Here is a 24,299-nt window from a genome sequence, read left to right on the forward strand (position 1 = left end):
GAATAAAAGATCTGTTCAACGGGGAATTAGCAGGTTATGCGATGGATGAAAGGATGACAACGGATCTGGTTATACAGGCTTTGTTTCGCGCAACTAATAGAAAGCTCCCGGAAAAGGGATTAGTTCTTCACTCGGATCGTGGTAGCCAATATTGTGCATATGATTACCAGGAAATATTGAAACAATTTGGCATGATCTCATCCATGAGTGCCAAAGGTGATTGCTGGGATAATGCTCCTATGGAAAGCTTCTGGGGAACCCTCAAAAATGAATTGGTACATCATAAAAAATTCAAAACACGACTACAAGCAAAACAGGAGATTACCGAATATATCGAGATCTTTTATAACCGGCAGCGCAAACAGGAAAAATCAGGTTACCTATCGCCAGCAGAATTTACACAGCGATACTATGCAAATCAACTCGCAGCTTAATCATATGGACTCCATATTTGACAACACATATCAGGCGAGCCAGCATTCGATAAATCGTTGAGAGCGCTACTCGCTTACCTGGTCGTTCCTCTATTTTCTCTTTAAGCGGAGGGACAACTACCACTCCGCCTCGAGCCGCTCCTACCAAAACTTCATCAAGAATTTGGGCTTCCTGCTCAAGCGTGGCAATCGCACGGTTACGGAGAGCCCGTTTCGTTCGAGGTGCTTCCTCCTCGCAGCGAGCAACTCTACAGTAGCGCGTGCGCATGCTACACGTCCATCTAATGGAACGTCCAATAGCCTTCGCCGTTTCCTCTAACGACATTCCCGGTTCCAAGGGCAGCAATACTGCTTGTGCCGCCCTCAACTCCTCTGCTGTTTTAGCTGTTCTCAATAATTCCCGGGCCGTTACTAATTGATCTATTCCACTTGCTTTTCTTGCCATGATTTTTTCCTCGTAATTCATGGCTATATTGTTTCATTTCTTCATTTTTCAATGCAAATTGGAATTATTCCATTTCTAAATCAAACCTGACTTTGTCGGCTTCACCTTGCCGTATTATTTATGCTGTCTGCGGCTCGCCTTCGTGTCATCTTTGATTTAGAAATGGAATTAGCACCTTTCCTGCCATTTGCGATAGAGCAAATTCCATCCCCCTCATCTAAGGAATCTAGCTTGATTCATGCATCAAGCATAACTGAGGGATGAAAATTGCATGCAATTGCATTATTGCCTGCTTTATTTGTTACCCATTAGCATTAAAAACAAAGCTAGATTGGTGTGCTCAATTGCTCCTCCACCACCTCAAGTATCGAACAGAGAATTGAGGTGAAACGTTAAGTCATTCTAATGCTGAAAGTTCTCTTAAATAATTGATATGTATTAATAATTAATTAAGATCCTATTAAAAACAAGGGAGTAAACATGGTGCTTTTAGCTCGCATAATTATAACGACATTAAGCATGATGGCGTTTATTCCTGTGTTGATCATTCCCGCAAGATCGGTGGAAGCAGCGGAAGCACCTTTGAATTACTTTTTACATAGTTATGGGCCAGCTGCCAGGCCAACAATGTATTTAGGCTGGGTGCTTGCTGGTTTGTCGATAGCCATTTGTCTTATTCTTACCTTGCTTTTGTTAACAGCTTTGATCCGTAAACGGCCCGAAATTGATCAGCGCGCAATTGGCAGTGAAGGTAAAGGGATACGCTGGATATACATAGGTACAGGAATTTCCACTCTCGTCCTATTCGGATTGGTAATTTATTCGTTAATGGTTGTGAACAAAGTTGCGAAGCCTCCGCAGACAACGATGCTTGCCTTTACCGTTACAGGGTATGGATGGTGGTGGAAGATCGAATATGAACATGATGATCCTGCGCAACGATTTGTCACTGCAAATGAACTCCATATTCCTGTGGGACAACCTGTTCGTATCAAGCTCAAAAGTGCAGATGTTATTCATGCTTTTTGGGTGCCGAAGCTCGCTGGAAAAACACAAATGGTACCGGGTCTGATAAATCAGCAATGGATTCAGGCGGACAGGTCAGGCATTTATACCGGGCAATGCGTTCAGTTTTGTGGTGTTGGACATGCACATATGGGTCTGGAAGTTGTCGCAGAAAGTGCTGAGGATTTCGAGAAATGGCTGATTGCGCAAAGAAAAATAGCAACATCTTTTGCTACATCAGATGAAAAGCTAGGATACGAACTGTTCATGGAACAATGTGCTGGCTGCCATACGATCCGTGGAACTGACGCTCAGGGTGAGCATGCACCTGATCTGACTCACCTTAACTCACGTCATCGAATCGCGGCAGGATTGTTAATGAATACTCCTGATCATTTGATGCAATGGGTCATTAATGCCCAAAAACTTAAGCCAGGGTCACGCATGCCAAGCTTTGCTTTGTCAGAAAAGGAAGCTTCAGCGCTTGCGTCATTTTTATCGACATTGGATTAGAGGAATATGGCTATCTCTAACATGACACATAATCCTGGGGATGAGCGCCTTGAACGCGTTCCGGACTTCGGTCGCGCACCAAGTGGTTCGGATGAAGAGATGCGACTGGCAAATATATGGAGATCAGAACCAGGTTGGCGTGGCTGGCTTTCTACGGTTGATCATAAGACGATTGGTCTGCGCTATCTTGTTACTGCATTCGTATTTCTGCTGATAGGTGGCATTGAGGCGCTTATCATTCGTGCGCAGCTCGCTTTGCCAGATCAAACTTTATTGGCACCAGAACAATATAACCAATTATTCACGATGCATGGCATAACGATGATTTTTCTTTATGCCTTGCCAATATTGTCTGGATTTTCCAATTATCTATGGCCGCTATTGTTAGGTTCTCGAGATATGGCTTTTCCGCGCCTTAATGCGCTCTCTTATTGGATTTTTCTGTTTGCGGGTATTTTCATGTATATGAGTTTCCCGCTAGGGTTGGCACCCAATGCAGGTTGGTTTAATTATGTTCCTATTTCCGGTCCTATCTATAACACAGGCCCTAATATCGATGTGTTTGCGCTAGGTATGGTTCTGTTGGGAATTTCAACGACTGCTGGATCGGTAAATTTTGTTGTTACGCTATTCAGAATGCGGGCACCTGGCATGACAATTAATAAAGTGCCCATTCTAGTCTGGGGTACACTCGCGGCATCAGTAGCTAATCTTGTTACTATCCCCGCAGTCAGCCTCGCATTTTTTCTACTGTGGATGGATCGCCAGCTTGGTACCCAGTTTTTTGATGTTGCTAATGGTGGTAAGCCACTCTTGTGGCAGCATTTATTCTGGATCTTTGGCCATCCGTGGGTTTATGCAATCGTCCTTCCTGCTATGGGCATAGTGTCTGATGCGTTGCCAACATTTTGTCGACGGCCTCTAGTAGGCTACGCGGCGGTGGCGCTTGCCACCATGGCAACCATGTTGATAGGTTTTGTAGTATGGATGCATCACATGTTTGCTACGGGATTGCCCACTGTCTCCTTATCATTATTTGGTGCTGCCAGTATGGCAATTTCAATTCCAAGTGCGGTTGCTGTGTTTGCCTGGATTGCCACTATCTGGGTGGGAAGGCCGGTATTCAAAACGCCATTTTTATTTTTTGCCGGCTTTGTCATTCTGTTTGTGATCGGTGGCTTGTCCGGTGTGATGGTGGCGGCTATATCACTCAATTGGCAACTTAACGAAACATACTTTGTTGTTGCTCACCTGCATTATGTTTTGCTTGGTATTAATGTATTTCCGGTAATAGGGGGAATTTACTACTGGTTTCCAAAATTCACTGGCCGCATGATGAATGAGAAATTAGGCAAATGGAACTTTTGGGTCATGTTCATTGGCTTTAATATGGGATTTTTTCCAATGCATATAGCCGGCCTGCTGGGCATGCCGCGACGTATCTACACATACTCATCCCGTATGGGATGGGATAGTGTCAATCTGATTACATCTATTGGCTCCTTTATCCTGGCGATTGGAATCCTTATATTTCTTATTAATGTCATTATTAGTCTTAAACGCGGAGAAAAGGCGAACTCGAATCCTTGGGATGCTGCCACGCTCGAGTGGTCGATGTCTTCACCACCGCCCCCTTATAATTTTGCTGTTATCCCTGCTGTCGCTAGTCGCCATCCATTGTGGGAAGATCGGTTAGAAGAAGGCATAAGGCGATCCAATCTTGCTGAAGGATATTTATTGATGAAGGGGCACGAAACATTAGGTACTTCACCTATTGATGCGAAGCCGCTGGTTATCTTTAAAATGCCGGGTGATTCCTATACGCCATTTTTTGTTGGGCTATTTGTATCATTGCTATTTCTCGGTCTGCTGCTCCATTGGTGGAGCTTTACAGGTTTAATGGCGGTAGCAAGCTGCATTACCTTAATTATTTGGATGTGGCCGCAAAAAACACTCAAGCAACGCACAGAATCAGGCACTACTTATCCTTTCCAAGGAGATTCAAAATAACATGAATTCATTCGATCATCATTTTTTACCGGTAGGGAGTGTCGGCAAACTATCAGCAGGATGGTGGGGTGTTTTGGCATTGATTGTGACGGAAGGCGCTTTGTTTGGGTACTTATTGTTTGTATATTTTTATCTGGCGGCTCAAACGGATGAGCACTGGCCTCCGGAAGGATTGCCCAGTCTGATTGTGCCAACTATAAATACAGTCATTTTACTCGTTAGCAGTGCTTTTGTTTGGGCGAGCGAACGTTGCATTCGACTAAGGCAAATTCGCTGGAGCATCGGAATAATGACGTTGGCAATAATATTTGGTATTTGTTTCGTGATGATTCAACTGATGGAATGGGGCAATAAAATTTATGGTTTAACATCGAATTTGTATGGGTCATTATATTTCACGATCACGGGATTTCATTTATGCCATGTCATTGTCGGTATTGTGGTTTTAATGTTATTGCTGATTTGGCTATCGCTAGGTTATTTTGATGATAAGCGGCATGCCGCTGTCACAATTGGGGGTGTTTACTGGCACTTTGTTGATGCTGTCTGGTTATTTGTGTTTACTACGTTGTACCTCTCTCCATATTTATAGGAAGTGAAAGTGTTCTACCAGGAGCAAGCAAGATACTTATTAACCTGAAAATATTTAGACTTTATGAGTCCATACAAAACATTGCTAGCATTATTCGGTGCACCAGTGGCGTGGATCACGCAGATGCTTTTATGCGAATCACTAACATCGTTTGCATGTTATCCGCATCAAGTCCCGCTTTCTGCTCCTCAGTGGGCAGATCTGCCGGTGATACTTACGGTAATTTGTGTGGTCTGCCTGGCGTTTGGTCTGATCTCTGGCTATATCGCGTGGAATTTATGGCAACGAACTCACCACTCATTAGCTGAGAGTAGTTCGAGCGAACAAGTTATTAAAATTAATGGAGGACAGTCACAATTTTTGGCGATGCTAGGAATCATGTCTAGCTTCATTTTTATCGTGGCGATTTTATTTACGAGCTGCGCTATTTTATTAGTGTCGCTTTGTAGCGAGTGGACTTGATTCAGATGATATCAATAACATCGTTCACTAATATTATTAATAAAGCACCAGGCAAATTTGCACGCCATTCCTGGATTATTTATGCAGTTGCTATGATTGCTGCAAGTGTTGAGGCTGCGGATCCTGAGATGATTGCTCGTGGTGCATATCTTGCCAAAGTCGCTGATTGCGAGAGCTGTCACACAGCTGGTCCTGATCATGCCCCTTTCAGCGGTGGTTTGCCAATTAATTCACCTTTCGGGATTATTTATTCAACTAATATCACGCCCGATCCTACCACGGGTATCGGTCAATATAGTTATGAAGATTTTAGCAGAGCTGTTAGAGAAGGTATTGCTAAAGACGGTAAGCGCCTTTATCCAGCGATGCCTTATCCTTCGTTTGCAGCGGCGCAGGACAGTGATATTCAAGCCTTGTACGCTTATTTCATGGAAGGGGTGAAGCCTGTTCACCATATTCCTCCCCAGACTGAAATGCCTTTCCCTTTTAATCAGCGCTGGACGCTGAGGTTCTGGGCGATGGCATTTGCAATTCAAAAACCGTATGAACCGCGTACCGATCGAAATGAGAAGTGGAATCGCGGTGCGTATTTAGTGCAGGCACTAGGGCACTGTGGAGCCTGCCATACGCCACGCGGTCTGGCATACCAGGAAAAAGCATATTCGGAATTGTCATCTGATTATTTGAGCGGTTCAGTGGTGGATAATTGGTCTGCAGCGGATCTGACTGGTAATTTAGCGTCTGGTTTGGGCAGATGGTCTGAAGCAGAAGTTTCTACATTTCTGGAAACAGGTCATAGCAGATTAGGGGTTGCATTTGGCAGCATGGTAACCGTTATTGAAAACAGTTTGCAACATTTGTGGAAAGAAGATTTGGATGCTGTTGCCCATTATCTTAAATCGCTTCCAGTTGGGAGAAAGAGCAGATCGTACTACAAACCGCCAATCTCACAGGATCAGCTAATCTTGACCAAGTTAGAGGTAGGAGTCAATAAATTTGAACTTCCTGGCACAGCGGTGTATTCAGGATTTTGCGCCAAATGCCATCAAGATAATGGAATAGGCAAACTTCCAAGAATTCCACGGTTAAGTGGTAATTCGATGGTTCTTTCCGAGAATCCGGTTTCCATTATTCGTCAGGTGCTGGAAGGAGGAAAAGGTCCCTTAACGAAAAATGGACCTAAACCAAAAAAAATGCCTAGTTTTGCCAAAAAATTATCTGATCGCGAGATCGCAGATGTCCTGACCTTTGTGCGCAATAGCTGGGGCAATACAGCATCTCCAGTTACACCGCGCGAAGTATCCATATTACGAAAGGAAGTGTTGCGAGAATAATTGCCTCTGGGGAGTAGAAGAATTTTATAATGAAATAAATTATCTAATTTTAATTTTTAATATAAATATCAGTTATAAGAGAACGTAGTATTTTATAAATAAATAGTTCTATGTTAGAGATCATTTACTTTTCTATTAGGAATTAAAATTATTCCATTTCTAAATCAAACCTGACTTTGTCGGCTTCTCCTTGCCGTATTATTTTATACTGTCTGCGGCTCGCCTTCGCGTCATGTTTGATTTGGAAATGGAATTAGACCTTGCTGGTCAGTTCTGTTATGTCTGCTTTATCCACGTTTACGCTATCGTCGATGTCGAGCATTCCCACGGAACTCTGAGCCAGGAATAAATCTGTCAAGCAGGCGATGATCGCACGGGAATGAGCGCAGTGATATCCTAGTCATCTGCACATGATCAGCAGCCCTCGGAGCGCATGACACGCGTAGGGGTTTCGGGTTGCAAGGTCACATGATCTATGCCATAGTGCTCCAGCAGCATATGACGCAAATCGTTCAGAATACTGTCCCATTGATTGAGATCTTGCAGCACCACATGGGCTGATAGTGCCAGTCGCTGCGATGATAATGACCAGACATGCAGGTCATGTACCGACAACACTCCTGGCCGCGCTGCCATCTCGGTGCCAATGGCAGTCAGCGACAGCCCCAGTGGAACACCTTCCATCAGGCCATGCAGCACTTCACGCAGCAGGCGCAAAGTGGAGTACAAGATAAACGCCACGATGAGCAGCGAGAGCAGTGGGTCGATCAGGGTCCAGTCGGTGAAGACGATCACCAGTCCAGACAGCATGGCTATGATGGATGCCAGCAGGTCGCTCAGAACGTGTAATACAGCGGCACGTTGATTCAGGTCAGTCTCACCATGTCCCCCCAGCAGGTACAATACGAGCACATTGAGTACTAAGCCGATAAATGCCACGGTAGATACAACCTCTCCTTTCACAGGCAGTGGTTGCTGCACACGTTCAACGATATTAATCACAATGACGCTCACCACCACCAGCATAAGCAGACCATTGATCAAAGCTGCAATGAACTCCGCACGCCCTAATCCGTAAGAATGACGCGGCGTCGGTTGACGTTGCGTTAACCAAGCCCCAAGTGCGGCGATAAGCAGAGTACTGGTATCGGTCAACATATGACCTGCATCGCTTAGGAGTGCCAATGAATTCGCCCACCAGCCTACACTAGCTTCTATCGCTGCGTACGTGAGCGTGATAGCTGCGGAGAAATATAGACCGCGTTGGTCATTCTGGAGAAGAGGGTGTTGGTGATCGGGCTGTGTCATACCACTTCGCTATTCCGCAGGAGTCTGTCTTTTAGGACATTTGCAGCGATGGCAGCTAATAACAATTCAGCAAAGATCAAGGTGACTGGCTTTTCCATGAGATCGGTACAAATAGCTAACTTAGTTTTCTTGTAATGCATAATCATAATGCTGCCGTAGCTATCGTTAAGTTTGGAGATGATTTCACATTCCCGCGTAGGACTATTCTATTTATTGGACATTCTCGACGCATGTTCGTAATCTGGGCTCCTTTCGGCAGTACCCCGAGCATAACAGGAAGGGTGTTTACGAAAAATAAGCACCCTTTTTAGATTCAATTAATATTGATACTTCAATAGATTATCGAAATACACTGGTTAAAAAAATACGTGCAACTACTTAGAATATCCGATTTTTTCATATTCATTTAGTCATATTTTTTCAAGAAAAGAAAGGCACAAATCTTTTCAGATGAAAAATTCAGAGCCACTATGAGGAATAAGGAATAACAAAAAAATAGCCATTATCTGTCTATTTCGTTATTGATCAGATCAGTTAAAGTTTTAATCACTCTTGGCTTTTGAAGGAAAGTTGCACAGTAAGTAGACGCTACCATGAGCAGCACAAAGTAACTAAGGAGTCTTGAACCATAATATCTGGACAAGCGAGTTACTGTGCTAGGAGGGTGCTTGCAGAACTGCCCCGCAACTTATTCAGAGCTTTCCGGATGCGAGGGAATCGAAATTTCCAGATTATCAATCAAGCGGGTCTGGCCCAGCCAGGCTGCACTGAGGATGACCAGATCAGTGTCACCGGTATTAGCTGGTAGAAGCGTTTCACGCTGCTGCAGAGCAATGTAATCGACTGTCCATCCCTGCTTGGCAAGTTCACATTTTGCACATTCTTCCAATAGTCGGAAATTATGATCGCCTTGTTCTATTTTTTGTTTCACCTGAAACAAAGTGCGAAATAAATAACTGGCCTTCTGTTTTTCCAACTCGCTCAGATAGCTGTTGCGTGAACTTAACGCAAGACCATCTTCCGAACGTACTGTCTCACCTGCCATGATATTGATGGGCAGATTCAATTGCTGCACCATTTTTTGCATCAGATACAGTTGCTGATAATCTTTTTTGCCAAAAACGGCCAACTGCGGCTGAACGATATTGAACAATTTCAGTACCACAGTCGCCACTCCGCGGAAAAAACCGGGGCGAAATTCTCCTTCCAGCGTATCAGCAACGGCAGGAAGCAGTAATTGGAATTCCTGGGGAGTGGGATAAAGCGTTTTTTCGTCAGGTAAAAATACGATATCCACTCCAAGCTTCTCCAAAAGATGGCAATCGGCTGTCTGGGTACGCGGATAACGATCAAAATCTTCATGCGGAGCAAACTGCAGGCGATTGACGAAAATACTGACGACAGTGCAGCTTGCCTGCTGCTGGGCAATCTGCACCAATGATAAATGTCCCTGGTGCAAATTGCCCATGGTAGGTACCAATGCAATGGACGATTCACGTTTTAGACGAGTACGTAACGAAGCAATGCTAGTAATGATTTCCACGGTTAGCGCTTTAGGAGAACTGAAATTAATTGTTATTCTATTTCTAAATCAAACCTGACTTTGTCGGCTTCTCCTTGCCGTATTATTTATACTGTCAGCGGCTCGCCTTCGCGTCATGTTTGATTTAGAAATGAAATTAGAAGGTATGCTCTGCTGCTGGGAATTTTCCTGTTTTGACTTCTTCTACATAATGCTCGATTGCTGCCTGGATGCTATCTGCGTCTGTCATGAAATTTTTGACAAACCGCGGTTTGCTGCCCGGATAAATTCCCAGCATGTCGTGCAGCACCAGTATCTGAGCAGAGCAATCTACCCCTGCGCCAATACCGATGGTAGGAATAGAGAGCTCCCGGCTAATTTTAGCAGCCAAGGCAGCTGGTATCGTTTCCATTAACAACATGCCTACCCCTGCTTCCTGCAGTAAAATGGCGTCGCTCAGAAGTTGTTCAGCTTCGTTAGCTGTTCGTCCCTGGACTTTGTAGCCCCCTAACTGATGAACTGATTGCGGCATCAAGCCGATATGAGCACACACAGGGATACCTCGCTGGGTAAGAAAGTCGATGGTGTCAGTCATAATGTGACCTCCTTCAATCTTGACCATCTGTGCACCTGCAGCCATGAGTCTGGCTGCATGCATGAATGTTTCTTCAGGGGATACCTGGGAGGTGCCAAAAGGCATGTCGACCATGATGAATGCTTTGTTTGATCCACGCACCACGCACTGAGTATGATAGATCATATCATCCAGCGTGACGGGTAATGTGGTGGTATGACCTTGTATGACATTTCCTAATGAATCACCTATCAAAAGAATATCGACGCCGGCATTTTCCAGTAGGACTGCAAAGGTCGCATCATAGCAAGTGAGCGCAGCAATCTTATTGCCTGCTGAGTGCATTTTTTGTAAGGTATCTCGAGTTATTCTCATGACGGTTTGGTCCATAACGACTTACAGATATTCCCTAAGACCACAGTTGAAATATTCCCGCGCACCTCTCATCTGGCTGATACGCTGGAGCAACAAGTTGAAATCAGCCGTGTTGTTGGCAAAATTGAGATTCTCACTATTGACGATGATGACAGGCGCTTTTTCGTATTGATGGAAAAACTGTGTGTAGCTACTAGATAATTTATATAGATATTCTTCGGATATATTTTTCTCATATGCACTACCACGACGCTTGATGCGCTCTAACAGCTTTTCTGGTGAAGCCTGAAGATAAATGACTAGATCAGGAGAAGGCGCTTGGAGCTGCATTTGAGAATAAATTTTCTGATAGAGATCATATTCAGATTTGTTCAGCGTCATTCGAGCAAATAATTGATCTTTCTCCAGCAAAAAATCACTGATTATTGGTCTTGAAAGGACATCTGCCTGCGTCACGTATCGGAATTGATCGATGCGTTGCAGCAAAAAGAACAGTTGTGTAGGTAATGCATAGCGCAAGCGATCGTTATAAAATTTTTCGAGGAAAGGGTTTTCTTCCGGTCGTTCCAGCATTAAGGCGCATTCCAGGCGGTCTGCCATATTCTGGGCAAGACTTGTTTTGCCGGCGCCAATCGGGCCTTCGATAGCAATATAGTGATATTTTTCCAGTATCATGATGGTGAAATACATTCAAGTCGTTGTTCAGTACATGTGGCCAATAGCTCACTAACCAATCCCTGGCCAGGAATTTTACAATCACGTTCGATTTCCATAAGTGGCTGTAATACGAACGCGCGTTCATGCATGCGAGGGTGTGGCAAAACCAAACCTTCCTCATGACATTGCAGATCATCATATAACAATAGATCGAGGTCTAGGGTGCGCGGGGCGTTGGGATAAGTTCGTATACGCCCACAACGTCGTTCGATTTCAAGTAAAGCTCCGAGGAGAGCCTGCGGCATAAGTGCTGTTTCGATGTGTACAACTGCATTGATGAAATCAGGTTGATCAACCACTCCCATCGGTGCGCTGCGGTACAAAGAAGATTGTTTTATCAAGCGGGAATCAGGAAGCTCTGCTAGCAGTGAAATGGCTTGTCTGATTTGAAATAAAGGGTTTTCCAAATTGCTGCCTAACCCAATAAAGGCCTGTCCGGCTGGTTTGGTCGAGATGGATGGCATCAGATCATTTTTCCGTGTTAGCCGCCAAATTGGTGACGTCGCTTTTTTTATGGTCTGCAGTTCCCGCTGGTTTGCGTCGACGGCTTTTTTTGCGTCGTTTTGGTGTGGTCTCCTTTAATAGCATCGCTTCGCGGGTAGCGGCATCAGCATGCTGGAAAGTTTTCCACCACTGTCCCACTTCCATATCAACCTCACTACTTTCACAGCGCAATATGATAAAATCATACGCCGCACGGAAACGTGGATGTTCAAGCAGGCGAAATGGTCTATGTCCTGCTCGTGCCAGAAAGCGCGGCTGTAGTATCCAGATATCATAAATGATTGCATCCAGTCGCCGTGGGATGGCGAGCTGCTGACGTTGTAATGTCAGTATTTCAACCATGGCCAAATGGAGTGCAGGCATAGGCTTTTCTCCAGCTGCTTGGTGTTTATTCCAGACTGCAAGCACTTCATGCCAGAGCAGGGCTGCAAACAGGAAGCCTGGTGAGACGGGTTTGCCCTCTTGCACACGCTTATCGGTATTTTCAAGCGCCAAAGTAATAAAGCGTTCACCCAGGGGTTGCTCAAGAATGACATCAAGCATGGGAAGCAACCCGTGATGAAGTCCGCGCATACGTAAATCCAAGACGCAAGCAAGGGAGTGGCCAGACATCAATAGCTTTAGCATTTCATCGAATAATCGGGCTGCTGGTACATTCTGCAACAATGGTGCCAAATCACCTATGGGTGCTGCAGTCGCATCATCAAGCTGGATATCAAGCTTGGCTGCCAGCCGAACTGCCCGTAGCATGCGCACCGGATCTTCCCGATAGCGTTGGGTAGGCTCACCAATGATGCGCAAGCGTTTCGCCTTGATATCCTCATAACCGTTGAGATAATCAAGAATTTCTTCGGTGGCGGGATTATAAAATAGTGCATTGACAGTAAAATCCCGCCGCATCACATCTTCTTCTTGACTACCAAAAATGTTGTCATGCAGCAAGCGCCCGTGTTGATCTGCATGGTTCTCAGTAGCTATTCCCATGCTGCCATTAACAGAGCAATTGGCACGAAAAGTGGATACTTCCACAATTTCGCTGCCATAGACGACGTGTACCAGGCGAAAACGTCGTCCAATGATACGAGAACGACGGAATAACGTACGTACCTCCTCGGGAGTAGCATTGGTTGCTACATCAAAATCCTTGGGCTCCAGCCCCAGCAATAAGTCACGAATGGCGCCGCCGACTACAAATGCGGAAAATCCGGCTTGTTGTAACAGTGCAGTCACCTTTAATGCACCTGAGCTAATTTGCTGGCGACTAATGCAGTGTTCCTTGCGTGGTATTGTGCGCAACACTGGGTCAGTGTTGATAGTAGGTGAATTGCGCGTGAAAATACGTCGAAAAAATTTATGGATCATTGCAAGATGCTGAAAGGATCAGTCACGGATTATCCTAAAAACCATAGTTGAATGGGAGTATAACGAGGTGATTCGGGGCGAGGCAAATCTGCTCCCCCTGCAGCGAAGTGCATCGCTGCATTCGCCGCTGGCGCGACGTACCTTGCATATTAGTGATATTACCATGCAGGTAAGCGAGAAATTTTCAAAGATGTCTTTATCTGGCATGGGTTTGGTTTGCTAATCAAGCATTCAACTATGATTCTAGGATTATACACTTGGTGATGTATTCAGATTAAATGGTTCATTTCATTTGCATTAAAATGAGCCAGTTGACATTGACCAAGAGGTTGTTATTCCATTTCTAAATCAAACCTGACTTTGTCGGCTTCTCCTTGCTGTATTATTTATACTGCTGGAGTTCGCCCTCTCTTCATGTGTTTGGTTGGAAATAGAATTAGAAGCAAATAACAGCAGAATAAACTGAAAAAGGAAAGAAAGTCTGGTGGTGATTCTAAGCAGACATGTGATCAAAAAATAATCGAGGTACTGTGGGGATAGGGAAGCTGACCGATAAGCCGGATTCTGTCGTGGACAGTCATTCCTCTAGATACACAGTTACCTGTGTACTCAAGCAACCTACCCGCAGGCTCAGCGAGCAGCATCATAGCCTGCCTATTTGGTCTTGCTCCGGATGGAGGTTACCGCGTTTCACCGTAACTTAATACGCTCGTCTCTGTGGCCCTGTTCCTCGTCTCGCGACGGCCGGCCATTAACCGGCATCCTGCTCTCTGGAGTCCGGACTTTCCTCTCCCTGTTTGCACAGGCAGCGACTGTCTAGTCAGCTTCTTTTTTATTTTATCAACTTCTCACGCCAAGAAGCATAGATTTTAATACTACAGCAGTCCATTGATTTCTTTTAATACTTCTTCATCTAATTCCCCGGCTTCGGCTTTCAGTCGTAATCGCGACATCAAATAAGTGTAATATGCCTGCGCCAAATCTCTGCGTGCGGCAAAGAATTGCTGTTGAGCATTTAAAACATCCACTTCTGTCCTGATACCCACTTCCCTTCCTAGCACAGTGGAATCCAACTGGCTCTTGCTAGTTGTGAGCGCCTGTTTTTGAGCTTTGAGCAGGGCAATGCCGTTGGTCACATTCAGAAATTGCTGTCGTACCTGCAAGCCAATGGTTCGCCGGGTATTTTCCAGATCCTGGCGTGCTTTGTCCCGATTGGCTAACGCTTCGCGAATGCGAGATTGCACCGAAAGTCCCTGGAATATGGGTACATTAAGCTGAAGACCTATCGTTTTCGATTCTAAATTGACGCCAACCCCGGTGATCGCACCGCCAACGCCTTGTTGATTGCTGTACTGCGCGACCAGATCAAGCGTTGGGTAATGACCTGCCTGCGCTTTTTTGATTTCCTGCTCGGCAAGATCGAAGGCGATTTGCTGTATTTTGAGGGAGAAGTTTTTCTGCTCAGCAACGGCTACCCACTCTTCCATGTTCTCGTAGGGCAGGGTAAGCGAAGCTGACACTATTTTGTCTATGCTGGTACTGATCAACTGATCTGGAAATCGATTGATGATCCCTTGCAAGGTGCGCTTGTTAACTTCGAGAGTATTTCTGGCTAAAATTTCTTGCGAGATCGTCAGATCGTAACGAGCTTGCGCTTCATGCGTGTCTAAAATCGTGGCGACACCCACCTCAAAGTTGCGCTTGGCTTGTTCCAGTTGCTCACTGATAGCTTTTTTCTGGGATTCCATAACTTCAAGATTGGCCTGGGCAATTAGCACATCAAAATATGCCTGCGATACGCGCAATATCAAGTCTTGGGCAGCTAGAACAAATCTTGCATCAGCTTGTGCAACCTGATTCTTCGATTGCTCATAGATGATAAAATTTTCAATGCGGATAAGAGGTTGGGTAGCTGCGAGTGTTATGCCACGATTTTTGATTAATCTCTCCGGACCGAAGTTAGTATCGATAAACTGATTCTGACCTGTTCCAGTCAAATTAATGTTAGGGAGCAATCCTGCCCTGCCTTGCGGCAATCTTTCCTGCGCTGCGATGTAGGCAGCCCGCTCGGCACCATATTGCGCATCCTGCTCCAGCGCTTCACGGTAAACATCCATGAGGCTGGCTGCTTGCACGGGTGTTTGCAAGCTTATACCGATAGCAGCAAGAATGACAACCAGGTGCCACAGATTTTTCATGAGTACTTTTAGCAAAATTCTTCCAGATAGGGAGCTATATTAATACCTTTCTCCTGTGAAAAATAAGCTATTGTACTCGATCGAATGCATTAAAAAGTAAACCGTTTAGGTTGCAGGGTGTTTCTCAGAGGGACTGTGCAGGTTTCAAACAGTATCTTTGTATGGTAGACGCCAGGCGCCACACATGTGACAAGTGTTGCTTCCATCAAAGGTTCTTCGCCGACAATCGCAAACAAGCGTCCTCCGGGATTAAGGCTTTTTTGGAAAGCTTCGGGTAATACTGGTGTGGATGCGGTGAGGACGATGACATCATAAGGGCCGTGCTGAGGCCAGTCCTGGGCTGCATCGCCTTGTTCCAAGGTGACATTAGTAATGCCATGGGTCTGGAGATTCATTTTTGCTAATGTGCAAAGTTCTGGCACAATTTCAACGCTGTAAACATGGGCACCAAGCTCTGCCAGTAATGCTGTCATGTAGCCACTGCCGCTGCCTACTTCGAGAATTATGTCGGTTTTTTTGATATGTAATTCCTGGAGGATGCGCGCTTCCATTTTAGGTGTTAGCATGACTGCACCATGATCCAAAGGGATTTCCATATCCGTGAAGGCAAGTGAGCGATAAGCTGCTGGCACGAATTCTTCGCGTCGCACTTTGTAAAGTAAATTGAGAATTGTTAGATCCAGAACATTCCACGTCCGAATTTGTTGTTCCACCATATTGAAGCGGTTTTGTTCGAGATTGGTGTCGAGTTTCATAATCATTATTTTTATAAATGAAATAATCAGGCTTGCAATTATTTCATATTTCTATTAGTTTCACAGCTTCAGCTAGGGGTCCGCACTTGGAGGTTATCCAGAGATCCAGTGGAGAAATTGTGGTACGCAGTAGACTTATTAGCAAAACTACATTTTTCCAGGTTCCAGGTGTTGGTGAGACAGTCCCTTAATACCTGATGCGGATAACGCCGCCGTAGGGAAGCTAGGGATATTCCGCTTGCTCCTTACGGTATTTTGAGGAGCATAATATGAGTACAAAGTTAGAAAAGTTTACCAGCGAAACTGCACAGGTGGATGAAGCTGCGATCAGGCCGCTGCCTAATTCGCGCAAAATTTACGTGCAGGGCACTCGTCCTGACATTCAGGTCCCTATGCGGGAGATCAGCCAATCGGATACGGCTATCAGCAGTGGCACAGAAAAAAATCCTCCCATTCATGTGTATGATACCTCTGGGCCCTATACTGATCCTGCTGTCAGAATCGATATTCGTGCCGGATTAGCTCCCATGCGTGAAAAATGGATCGAAGAGCGTGGCGATACTGAATTGCTTTCAGGGTTGACATCAGCTTACAGTCGAGAGCGCTTGGATAATCCGAAGCTCTCGCAAATGCGCTTCAATCTCAACCGCCCGCCGCGGTGCGCCAAGACAGGCGCCAATGTGACCCAGATGCACTATGCGCGCCGTGGCATGATTACCCCGGAAATGGAATATATTGCGATCCGGGAAAATCAGCGTCGGGAAATGATAGATGCCCAAAGCAATGAATTACTCGTTCGCCAGCATACTGGCCACGATTTTGGTGCCGCGATTCCCCGCTTTATTACTCCTGAGTTTGTGCGCGATGAAGTCGCACGCGGACGAGCCATTATTCCTGCCAATATCAATCACCCGGAATCCGAACCGATGATCATCGGGCGTAATTTTTTGGTCAAAATCAACGCTAATATCGGTAATTCTGCACTGGGCTCCAGCATTCAGGAAGAAGTCGAAAAAATGACCTGGGCGATTCGTTGGGGAGGCGATACGGTCATGGATCTTTCCACCGGTAAAAATATCCACGAAACGCGCGAGTGGATCATTCGTAACAGTCCGGTACCGATCGGTACAGTGCCTATTTATCAGGCATTGGAAAAAGTTGACGGCAAGGCAGAAGAACTGACGTGGGAAATATTCCGCGATACCTTGCTTGAGCAGGCGGAACAAGGTGTGGATTATTTCACCATTCACGCTGGGGTGCGTTTACCGTTTATTCCCATGACAGCCAAGCGCATGACCGGAATTGTTTCGCGTGGCGGCTCGATCATGGCCAAATGGTGTCTTGCGCATCACCAGGAAAGTTTCCTCTACACTCATTTTGAGGAAATCTGCGACATTATGAAGGCATATGACATCAGTTTCTCGCTTGGAGATGGGCTGCGGCCGGGCTCGATTTACGATGCTAATGATGAAGCACAGTTTGCAGAATTGAAAACATTGGGTGAGTTGACGCAGATTGCCTGGAAACACGATGTGCAGGTCATGATCGAAGGGCCAGGTCATGTCCCCATGCATTTGATCAAAGAAAATATGGATCTGCAGCTTAAATATTGTCAGGAAGCGCCTTTTTATACTTTAGGGCCGCTTACGACCGATATTGCTCCAGGCTATGATCATATTACTTCTGCTATTGGTGCCGCCATGATCGGCTGGTATGGTACCGCCATGCTATGTTATGTAACTCCCAAGGAGCACTTGGGATTGCCTGATAAAGATGATGTCAAGGACGGTATCATTGCCTATAAGATTGCAGCCCATGCGGCTGACCTGGCTAAGGGGCATCCCGGTGCGCAGATTCGCGACAATGCGCTTTCCAAGGCGCGTTTCGAGTTCCGCTGGAATGATCAGTTTAATCTCAGCTTGGATCCGGACAAAGCCAAACAATTCCATGATGAAACGCTGCCACAGGAAGGGGCTAAACTTGCCCATTTTTGTTCGATGTGTGGTCCCAATTTCTGCTCAATGAAAATTACCCAGGATGTACGCGACTACGCAGCTCAACAAGGCATTAGCGAGGACGAGGCACTGAAAAAAGGCATGGACCAGAAATCCACTGAGTTCAAGGAAAAAGGCGCGGAGATTTACAGTAAATTATGATTGTCTGCTCATATCTTTCGTCATTATTTTTTGAATCTTTGAACAGAAGGCCGACATGGATTGGCCGATACTGATCAAGGCGCTGATTCTTGGGATTATTGAGGGATTGACTGAGTTCCTGCCGATTTCTTCCACGGGTCATTTGATTCTGGTGGGTGATCTGCTTGATTTCAATGATGATAAGGCCAAGGTTTTTACTGTAGCCATTCAATTGGGGGCGATACTGGCGGTATGCTGGGAGTATCGCGCCCGACTGACGGCAGTCGTGACCGGCATAGGCTCAAAAGAATCGAATCGCTTTCTGTTAAATTTGCTGATTGCTTTTTTGCCTGCTGCTATCCTCGGTTTTTTATTCATCAAAACGATCAAATATTACTTGTTTCATCCCTTATCCGTTGCCTTGGCGTTGATCATGGGGGGTATATTAATTTTATGGGCAGAGCGTCGTAATCATGTGGTAGATGTTGAGCAGGTAGAGGATATGGACTGGAAACATGCGTTGAAAATTGGCTGTGCCCAGTGCCTTGCCTTGATTCCGGGTACTTCCCGTTCGGGAGCCACGATCATTAGTGGTTTGTTTTTTGGCTTGTCACGCAAGGCAGCAGCCGAATTCTCCTTTTTTCTAGCGATCCCGATTATGTTTGTCGCTACCTTTTACGATGTTTATAAGAGTCGCGATCTGCTGCAAATGGAAGATCTGAGTATGTTTGCAGCAGGCTTTATTGCCTCGTTTGTGAGCGCATGGCTGGCAATCCGTGGTTTATTGCGCTATATCAGTCATCATGATTTCACTCTCTTCGCATGGTATCGCATCGGATTCGGCATCATTATCCTGGTAACGGCTTACACCGGACTTATTGCGTGGTCAACAAGCTGATTTAAATGCAGGGCACAATAGTCATGGAGTATTGCGCCCTATGTCCCATATCCCGTATGTCGGGTAAATGTTAAATCAGGTGCAATGCGCTGCGCGTATTGCACCCCACAGTTGCTGTTAAAAATGCTAATAGGCTGTTTTCGATTAAATAATATAGTTACCAATATAGCGTTCGGCCTGAGCCGCTAATACCATACAAGCTTGTCGAACAGTCGAAGGCCAACAACCTGCTAGCTTTGTACCCAAGGCAGATCAGCCGCCTTCCAGCCACCTTTACGGCCGCGATGGCCTGTTTCGTCCTTATCGCCTTCAAAACCCTCCAGAATGTTGTAGCAATTAGGGAAATCTGACTGGGTGGCGATGGTAGCCGCATAATCTGAGCGCCCGCCGCTACGGCAAAGAAACATAAGCACATCGTCTTGCTCTACTTTTTCAGCTACCTGATCAATGAAATTTGGATTAGATTGCATGCTCGGGTAAGTTTTTAACTCGACTTCGATTGCGCCAGGAATGCGACCAACCCAATCCAGTTCAGCTTTGCAGCGAACATCAATCAACTTGGCATTGGGAATTTCCTGTAACAATGCGAACGCTTCGGCAGGTAATAAAGCGCCTTTGTAAGATAAACTCATCTCTTCGGCACGTTCATGTGCTTTTTCCAATATCTTGCTTGCGTTTTCCATGTGTCTATTTTAATCGGTAAAATGAGAAGTGTAATCAAAGTGAAGCGCTGAAGCAAAAAAGAGCTATGAATCTTTATCTGAACTGATACTGTCAAGGCGAATCTCATGTAATGTATCGTACAAATTAATTTTCTTTGTTTGTACTTTGTTTGTATTCTGAAAAAAACGTGATGTTCTATCTGATATTGATCATTCTACTGGTTGTTTTAGTGGTTGGGCCTTCTTATTGGGTCAAACATATCATGGAGAAATATAGCCAGCCGGATGATCGCTATTCTGGCACGGGTGCACAATTGGCCCGTACCTTGCTTGATCAAGCAAATTTACAGCAAGTCAGGGTCGAGACCACAGAGCTGGGCGATCATTATGACCCTCTTGAAAAGGTAGTTCGCCTTACCCCGGATAAATTCAATGGCAGATCGCTCACCGCGATTACGGTGGCTGCACATGAAGTAGGACACGCCCTTCAGGATCGGGATGGTTATTTGCCGTTAAAAATGCGCACCAGGCTAGTGCAACTGGCTGCGCCAGTGGAAAAACTAGGGGCGGGGATTCTCATGTTGGTGCCGCTCGTAGTGGCATTGGTCCGTGCACCCCTAGCCGGCGCATTATTTTTGGCCGGCGGGTTGCTAACGTTAGGCACGTCAACGTTGGTGCACTTGCTGACTCTCCCGATGGAAATGAATGCAAGTTTTGTGCGTGCTCTACCTCTCTTGGAGCAAGGAAATTATCTCAAACAGGGTGACGCACCACATGCCCGTAGATTACTCAAAGCGGCAGCCTGGACTTATGTTTCCGCTTCGCTTATGACATTAATCAATATCGCACGCTGGTGGGCGATTATTCGAAGATAACGATAGGGTGGAAATAAATATTTTTCAGTAGGAGGATCTTTGATAACAGTGGTATCTTAATATAGATGAAAATTCTGCTTGCCGGATTTAACGCTCATCATATTTACCTTCCGACAAGCTCACCCTTCGGCAGGCTCAGGGTGAAGGGTGGTCTAAAGGATTCTTTTTCTTTAACGATATGATCTGAAAGCAGGGAGGATATTGATGACTAATAATATCAGCGGATGGGCTGCGCGCGGTGCAAAGCAAAAACTTGAGCTATTTACTTATGATGCTGGCCCGCTAGGCCCGGAAGAAGTTGAGGTTGCGGTCGAATTTTGTGGTCTATGCCATTCTGATCTTTCAATTATTAATAATGATTGGGGATTATCGCAATATCCCGTTATTCCAGGGCATGAAGTGGTAGGCCGTATTGTTGCGGTGGGTGAGCACGTCAAACAATTGAAGATTGGGCAGCGCGTTGGCATTGGTTGGAATGTTAATAGCTGCATGCATTGTCATGAATGTTTGACGGGTCACCATAATCTTTGCCTGCAAGCGGCACCGACCATTATCGGACATCATGGTGGTTTTGCAGAGCGAGTGCGCTCCCATTGGTTGTGGGCCATTCCGTTGCCTAGTACGCTGGAAATGTCTTCTGCAGGGCCGCTGCTATGTGGTGGCATTACTGTCTTTGCCCCGCTGAGTACCTATGGTGTAAAACCGACAGATCGGGTTGGCATTGTTGGCATTGGCGGCCTGGGTCATCTTGCGTTGCGATTCGCCCGCGCCTGGGGTTGCGAGGTTACGGCATTTACCTCGAATCTTTCAAAAGCGGAAGAAACCCGGGGGTTCGGCGCGCATCACATTGTTTCCAGTCGTAACAGCGCGGAAATTCGCAAAGTAGCCAATTCGCTCGATTTTCTGATGGTTACGGTAAATGTGCCGCTTGACTGGTCATTACTGCTCAAAACACTGAAACCGAATGGTCGTATGCACGTGGTTGGTGCCGTGCTGGAGCCGATGCCTATTCCAGCATTCGAGCTGATCATGGGGCAAAAAAGTGTTTCAGGCTCACCCACCGGTGGACCTGCTATTATAGCTACCATGCTGGATTTTGCTGCACGACATCATATCGTCCCGCAAGTCGAGCATTTCCCGCTCAATAAAGTCAATGATGCTATCGCGCATCTGGAGGCAGGTAAGGCAAGGTATCGGATCGTACTGGATCATGTCGGTCCTTTCTGAGTTATTTGCTTAAGCCCGGTGCCAGTGAACTTCTGTTCATGGTGAGCTTGTCAAACAGCTGGATCGTCTGAATGCTGGCCTTCGACTGTTCGGCAAGCTCACAGCTCAGGTTAAATGGTGTATTGGTAAGGATGTTATATTTAACCTAGATTCCTCAGTTGATCGCTTGTTCTGATGTTAACATTATGAATATAATAATTTTTCCTACATATTTCATTTTCACCCTCTCGGTGTTTCCGCTGCAGGACGGATTGCGCAATTTTGCAAGCGCATGGCTGCGTTGCAACTCTTTGGAATGGAACGACCATTCCGCATCGTTGCGCCTTGCCCTGCACTCGCAAAATCACACACTCCATCCTGCCCAACTGAGGAATCTAGGTTTAACCGTTCGCGGTGAGCTTGTCGAACCGCGAGATAGCGTGAGTTAATGCCTTTGATAAACTGAGACCAAAATGGGATACAAAGGGGATATCGGCGTCAATGTGCGTTATTCCATTTCTAAATCAAACCTGACTTTGTCGGCTCTCCTTGCCGTATTATTTATACCGTCTGCGACTCGCTCTTGTGTCATGTTTGATTTAGAAATGGAATGAGTATTAAAACAGTTTAACTACGGTTATTTTTTTCGTTTGGCACGAGGGTGTGCGCTATCGTAGATCATTGCAAGGTGCTGAAAATCGAGGTGTGTATAGACTTGGGTGGTGCTGATGCTGGCATGCCCCAGCATTTCCTGTACTGCGCGCAAATCTCCACTGGATTGTAATACGTGAGAAGCAAAAGAATGACGCAGGGCATGAGGATGTGCATGATTGCTGAGATTCTGTTGTATAGCACGGGCTTTTAAGCGATACTCGATTGCACGGGGGCTAATTTGGCTGCCCCGGCGCGATAGAAAGAGCGCGGTTTCTCCTGGTTTCAGCGTCCCTTCACGCTGCTTTAGCCAGGCTTGCAGCGCTTGCAATGCATAACTTCCGACTGGCACTATCCGCGTCTTGCTGCCTTTTCCTCGAACCCGCACGGTGCCCTCAGCAAAATCGATATCCTCGGGTCTGAGCTGCGTCAATTCTGCTAGCCTTAAGCCTGAAGAATAAAATAACTCAAGCATGGCGCGATCGCGCACGCTTAGTTGATCTTTCTGATCAAAAGCCATCAGCTTCGCAGTTTCATCTGGAGATAGCGCGTGTGGCAAGTTTCTGGGAGATTTGGGGACCCGCATGCCATTGCAGGGGTTATCGGCATAGCCACGATGACGGATTAAATAGCGATAAAAACCTCGCCAGGCAGATAGCATTCTTGCAAGGCTTCTACCAGAGAGTCCGTTTCCATGAAGTTTAACGATGAAATGTCGAATATCATGCGCGCGCAACTGATTTAGAGGTATTTTTTCAGAAAGCTGCAGTAAAATAGCCAGATCTCGTGCATAGCTTTTTTCTGTCAGCGTTGACAGCCTGCGCTCATCCCTCAGATGTGCAAGGTATGCGTTGACCAGGACTGATTTGTCATCAGGAGTGGGGGAGTTCATGCACCTGGGTCTCAATATTCCACCGTTCGAAACGAACGAGAGCAGCTGCAATCAGCTCGCTTAACCGTTCCAGATAAAGTGTGCCCATATCAGGATAAAACCGTTCCAGTTCCGGACTGCCCATTACCAGTAAACCAAAGGTATGTTTCCTGCGTAGCGGGATCATGGAAAAAGACCGTAATTGATGCGCATCACGTCCAAACCATTGTTTGATCTCGTCTGCTAGATGCGGGCCGCAATAAGGTTTTTCCATGCTTTCAACAGTGGTGCGCATCGTTTCGCTGACCAGCGCGAATTCAGGGCGTCGTTTATCTCCAGCAGAATTGCATGAAAACCACAAGCGTACTGCCGCATGCTGAATGGAAAAATTTTCACGCAGATTGTCATTCAGCCCATTTAGCATTTCATCCAATGAATTCAATTCCATCAGCGTAACCGTCAGTTGGTGCATTTTTTTGCCAATCATATCGTTATTTTCTCCGATACTGATAAGTTCATGCAGCTTTTCCTGCAACAGACGGTTTTTTTCGCGCAGCAAAACCATTTGGCGTTCATTGATCGAAATCGCTCGACCTTCGTAAGGATGTGGAATCCTGATTTCCGCAAGCAACTCAGCATATTCGACAAAAAACTGCGGATTTTTCCGCAGGTATTGCGCAACATTTTCCGGTTTCATAATGATATCCTGATCGATTCAGATTCATGGAACAAAAACGTGGATATTAGCGTATAAATTTATAAACTACATATAATTCTGAATCGCTCCACTGGCAGACTTATTTGTCCATGGGCAATTACAAGAATTGAATTGCTCCTGCTACAACCAAGATGCAGATAACAAGCGATTAATGTGAGAAAAATTACACCTCT

At 45.8% G+C, this 24,299-nt stretch carries 24 protein-coding genes, 1 other RNA gene and 1 riboswitch; of the genes, 11 read left to right on the forward strand and 14 right to left on the reverse strand.

Translation table 11 applies throughout. The annotated features are described in order from the left end of the window. On the forward strand, positions 1–434 hold a 434-nt coding region (locus tag BLV54_RS07150), incomplete at its 5' end, for an IS3 family transposase (RefSeq protein WP_143032444.1). On the opposite strand, the gene BLV54_RS07155 is transcribed toward BLV54_RS07150, so the two are convergent. After that, the gene (locus BLV54_RS07155) at positions 397–879 is read right to left on the reverse strand and encodes a COG3415 family protein (protein WP_143032445.1); all 483 of its coding nucleotides are present in this window, start codon (positions 877–879) and stop codon (positions 397–399) included. The two genes, BLV54_RS07150 and BLV54_RS07155, sit on opposite strands and share 38 nt — an antisense overlap. Positions 880–1,359: 480 nt before the next feature. Here BLV54_RS07155 and coxB point away from each other — a divergent pair, with 480 nt between their 5' ends. From coxB to BLV54_RS07180, 5 genes are all read left to right on the forward strand, one after another. Continuing rightward, a complete protein-coding gene (coxB, locus tag BLV54_RS07160; protein ID WP_090569846.1) occupies positions 1,360–2,397 on the forward strand; it encodes a cytochrome c oxidase subunit II in 1,038 nt (345 codons plus the stop codon). Between the two features lie 21 nt (positions 2,398–2,418). After that, entirely contained in the window at positions 2,419–4,407 is a 1,989-nt protein-coding gene (gene ctaD / locus BLV54_RS07165) for a cytochrome c oxidase subunit I (protein ID WP_256329241.1), read from the forward strand. Between the two features lies 1 nt (position 4,408). Continuing rightward, entirely contained in the window at positions 4,409–4,999 is a 591-nt protein-coding gene (locus BLV54_RS07170; protein ID WP_090569851.1) for a cytochrome c oxidase subunit 3, read from the forward strand. 63 nt (positions 5,000–5,062) lie between these two features. Next, positions 5,063–5,461, forward strand: a complete 399-nt coding sequence (locus tag BLV54_RS07175; protein WP_090569854.1) for a hypothetical protein — start codon at positions 5,063–5,065, stop codon at positions 5,459–5,461. Positions 5,462–5,466: 5 nt separating this feature from the next. Further along, positions 5,467–6,795, forward strand: a complete 1,329-nt coding sequence (locus BLV54_RS07180; RefSeq protein ID WP_090569927.1) for a cytochrome c — start codon at positions 5,467–5,469, stop codon at positions 6,793–6,795. A 414-nt stretch (positions 6,796–7,209) separates the two neighbouring features. Here the strand turns inward: BLV54_RS07180 and BLV54_RS07185 are convergent, their stop codons facing one another. The 6 genes from BLV54_RS07185 to pcnB all read right to left on the reverse strand — a co-directional run bounded on the left by BLV54_RS07185 (position 7,210) and on the right by pcnB (position 13,157). Further along, complete coding sequence (locus tag BLV54_RS07185) at positions 7,210–8,103, reverse strand: cation diffusion facilitator family transporter (protein WP_090569857.1); 894 nt, start codon at positions 8,101–8,103, stop codon at positions 7,210–7,212. Between the two features lie 688 nt (positions 8,104–8,791). Beyond that, entirely contained in the window at positions 8,792–9,646 is an 855-nt protein-coding gene (panC, locus tag BLV54_RS07190) for a pantoate--beta-alanine ligase (RefSeq protein WP_090569860.1), read from the reverse strand. Positions 9,647–9,782: 136 nt separating this feature from the next. Beyond that, positions 9,783–10,574, reverse strand: coding sequence for a 3-methyl-2-oxobutanoate hydroxymethyltransferase (panB, locus tag BLV54_RS07195; RefSeq protein WP_090569932.1), 792 nt, complete (start codon positions 10,572–10,574; stop codon positions 9,783–9,785). 21 nt (positions 10,575–10,595) lie between these two features. Then, positions 10,596–11,249 carry a deoxynucleoside kinase gene (locus BLV54_RS07200; protein WP_090569863.1) on the reverse strand — a complete coding sequence of 218 codons (654 nt, stop codon included), beginning with the start codon at positions 11,247–11,249 and terminating at the stop codon, positions 10,596–10,598. Continuing rightward, positions 11,246–11,755: a 2-amino-4-hydroxy-6-hydroxymethyldihydropteridine diphosphokinase gene (folK, locus tag BLV54_RS07205; RefSeq protein WP_090569866.1), complete on the reverse strand. Its 510-nt coding sequence runs from the start codon at positions 11,753–11,755 to the stop codon at positions 11,246–11,248. Before folK ends, BLV54_RS07200 begins: the two co-directional genes overlap by 4 nt. A gap of 4 nt (positions 11,756–11,759) precedes the next feature. Beyond that, positions 11,760–13,157: a polynucleotide adenylyltransferase PcnB gene (gene pcnB, locus BLV54_RS07210; RefSeq protein WP_090569869.1), complete on the reverse strand. Its 1,398-nt coding sequence runs from the start codon at positions 13,155–13,157 to the stop codon at positions 11,760–11,762. A 67-nt stretch (positions 13,158–13,224) separates the two neighbouring features. Between pcnB and BLV54_RS16420 the strand changes: the two genes are divergently transcribed. Then, complete coding sequence (locus BLV54_RS16420) at positions 13,225–13,380, forward strand: hypothetical protein (protein ID WP_218132342.1); 156 nt, start codon at positions 13,225–13,227, stop codon at positions 13,378–13,380. Between the two features lie 314 nt (positions 13,381–13,694). Here the strand turns inward: BLV54_RS16420 and rnpB are convergent. The 3 genes from rnpB to BLV54_RS07225 form a co-directional block, all read right to left on the reverse strand. Then, positions 13,695–13,985, reverse strand: an RNA gene (gene rnpB / locus BLV54_RS07215) — RNase P RNA component class A. Positions 13,986–14,032: 47 nt separating this feature from the next. Next, on the reverse strand, positions 14,033–15,355 hold the full coding sequence (locus BLV54_RS07220) for a TolC family outer membrane protein (protein ID WP_090569872.1): 1,323 nt from the start codon (positions 15,353–15,355) through the stop codon (positions 14,033–14,035). 89 nt (positions 15,356–15,444) lie between these two features. Then, positions 15,445–16,110, reverse strand: coding sequence for a protein-L-isoaspartate O-methyltransferase family protein (locus BLV54_RS07225; RefSeq protein WP_090569935.1), 666 nt, complete (start codon positions 16,108–16,110; stop codon positions 15,445–15,447). Between the two features lie 64 nt (positions 16,111–16,174). Then, a riboswitch (TPP riboswitch) is annotated at positions 16,175–16,348 on the forward strand. Between the two features lie 31 nt (positions 16,349–16,379). On the opposite strand from BLV54_RS07225, the gene thiC reads away from it, so the two are divergent. Both thiC and BLV54_RS07235 read left to right on the forward strand, forming a co-directional pair. Continuing rightward, a complete protein-coding gene (thiC, locus tag BLV54_RS07230) occupies positions 16,380–18,266 on the forward strand; it encodes a phosphomethylpyrimidine synthase ThiC (RefSeq protein WP_090569875.1) in 1,887 nt (628 codons plus the stop codon). 55 nt (positions 18,267–18,321) lie between these two features. Then, positions 18,322–19,143, forward strand: coding sequence for an undecaprenyl-diphosphate phosphatase (locus tag BLV54_RS07235; protein WP_090569878.1), 822 nt, complete (start codon positions 18,322–18,324; stop codon positions 19,141–19,143). A gap of 230 nt (positions 19,144–19,373) precedes the next feature. Here the strand turns inward: BLV54_RS07235 and BLV54_RS07240 are convergent, their stop codons facing one another. Then, on the reverse strand, positions 19,374–19,826 hold the full coding sequence (locus BLV54_RS07240) for a rhodanese-like domain-containing protein (RefSeq protein ID WP_090569881.1): 453 nt from the start codon (positions 19,824–19,826) through the stop codon (positions 19,374–19,376). A 170-nt stretch (positions 19,827–19,996) separates the two neighbouring features. Here BLV54_RS07240 and BLV54_RS07245 point away from each other — a divergent pair, with 170 nt between their 5' ends. Beyond that, complete coding sequence (locus tag BLV54_RS07245) at positions 19,997–20,680, forward strand: zinc metallopeptidase (RefSeq protein ID WP_090569884.1); 684 nt, start codon at positions 19,997–19,999, stop codon at positions 20,678–20,680. A 204-nt stretch (positions 20,681–20,884) separates the two neighbouring features. Beyond that, positions 20,885–21,907: an NADPH-dependent aldehyde reductase Ahr gene (locus BLV54_RS07250; protein WP_090569887.1), complete on the forward strand. Its 1,023-nt coding sequence runs from the start codon at positions 20,885–20,887 to the stop codon at positions 21,905–21,907. 219 nt (positions 21,908–22,126) lie between these two features. On the opposite strand, the gene BLV54_RS16785 is transcribed toward BLV54_RS07250, so the two are convergent. The 3 genes from BLV54_RS16785 to BLV54_RS07260 all read right to left on the reverse strand — a co-directional run bounded on the left by BLV54_RS16785 (position 22,127) and on the right by BLV54_RS07260 (position 24,105). Next, positions 22,127–22,258 (reverse strand): hypothetical protein, encoded by a 132-nt coding sequence (locus BLV54_RS16785; protein ID WP_256329068.1) that lies wholly within the window; start codon positions 22,256–22,258, stop codon positions 22,127–22,129. Positions 22,259–22,523: 265 nt separating this feature from the next. Further along, positions 22,524–23,429 (reverse strand): tyrosine recombinase XerC, encoded by a 906-nt coding sequence (xerC, locus tag BLV54_RS07255; protein ID WP_090569890.1) that lies wholly within the window; start codon positions 23,427–23,429, stop codon positions 22,524–22,526. Further along, positions 23,410–24,105 carry a DUF484 family protein gene (locus BLV54_RS07260; RefSeq protein WP_090569892.1) on the reverse strand — a complete coding sequence of 232 codons (696 nt, stop codon included), beginning with the start codon at positions 24,103–24,105 and terminating at the stop codon, positions 23,410–23,412. The genes xerC and BLV54_RS07260 overlap by 20 nt, the downstream gene beginning before the upstream one ends. Between the last annotated feature and the right edge of the window lie 194 nt (positions 24,106–24,299).

This window comes from Nitrosomonas sp. Nm33 (genome assembly GCF_900107265.1).
GTDB lineage: Bacteria > Pseudomonadota > Gammaproteobacteria > Burkholderiales > Nitrosomonadaceae > Nitrosomonas.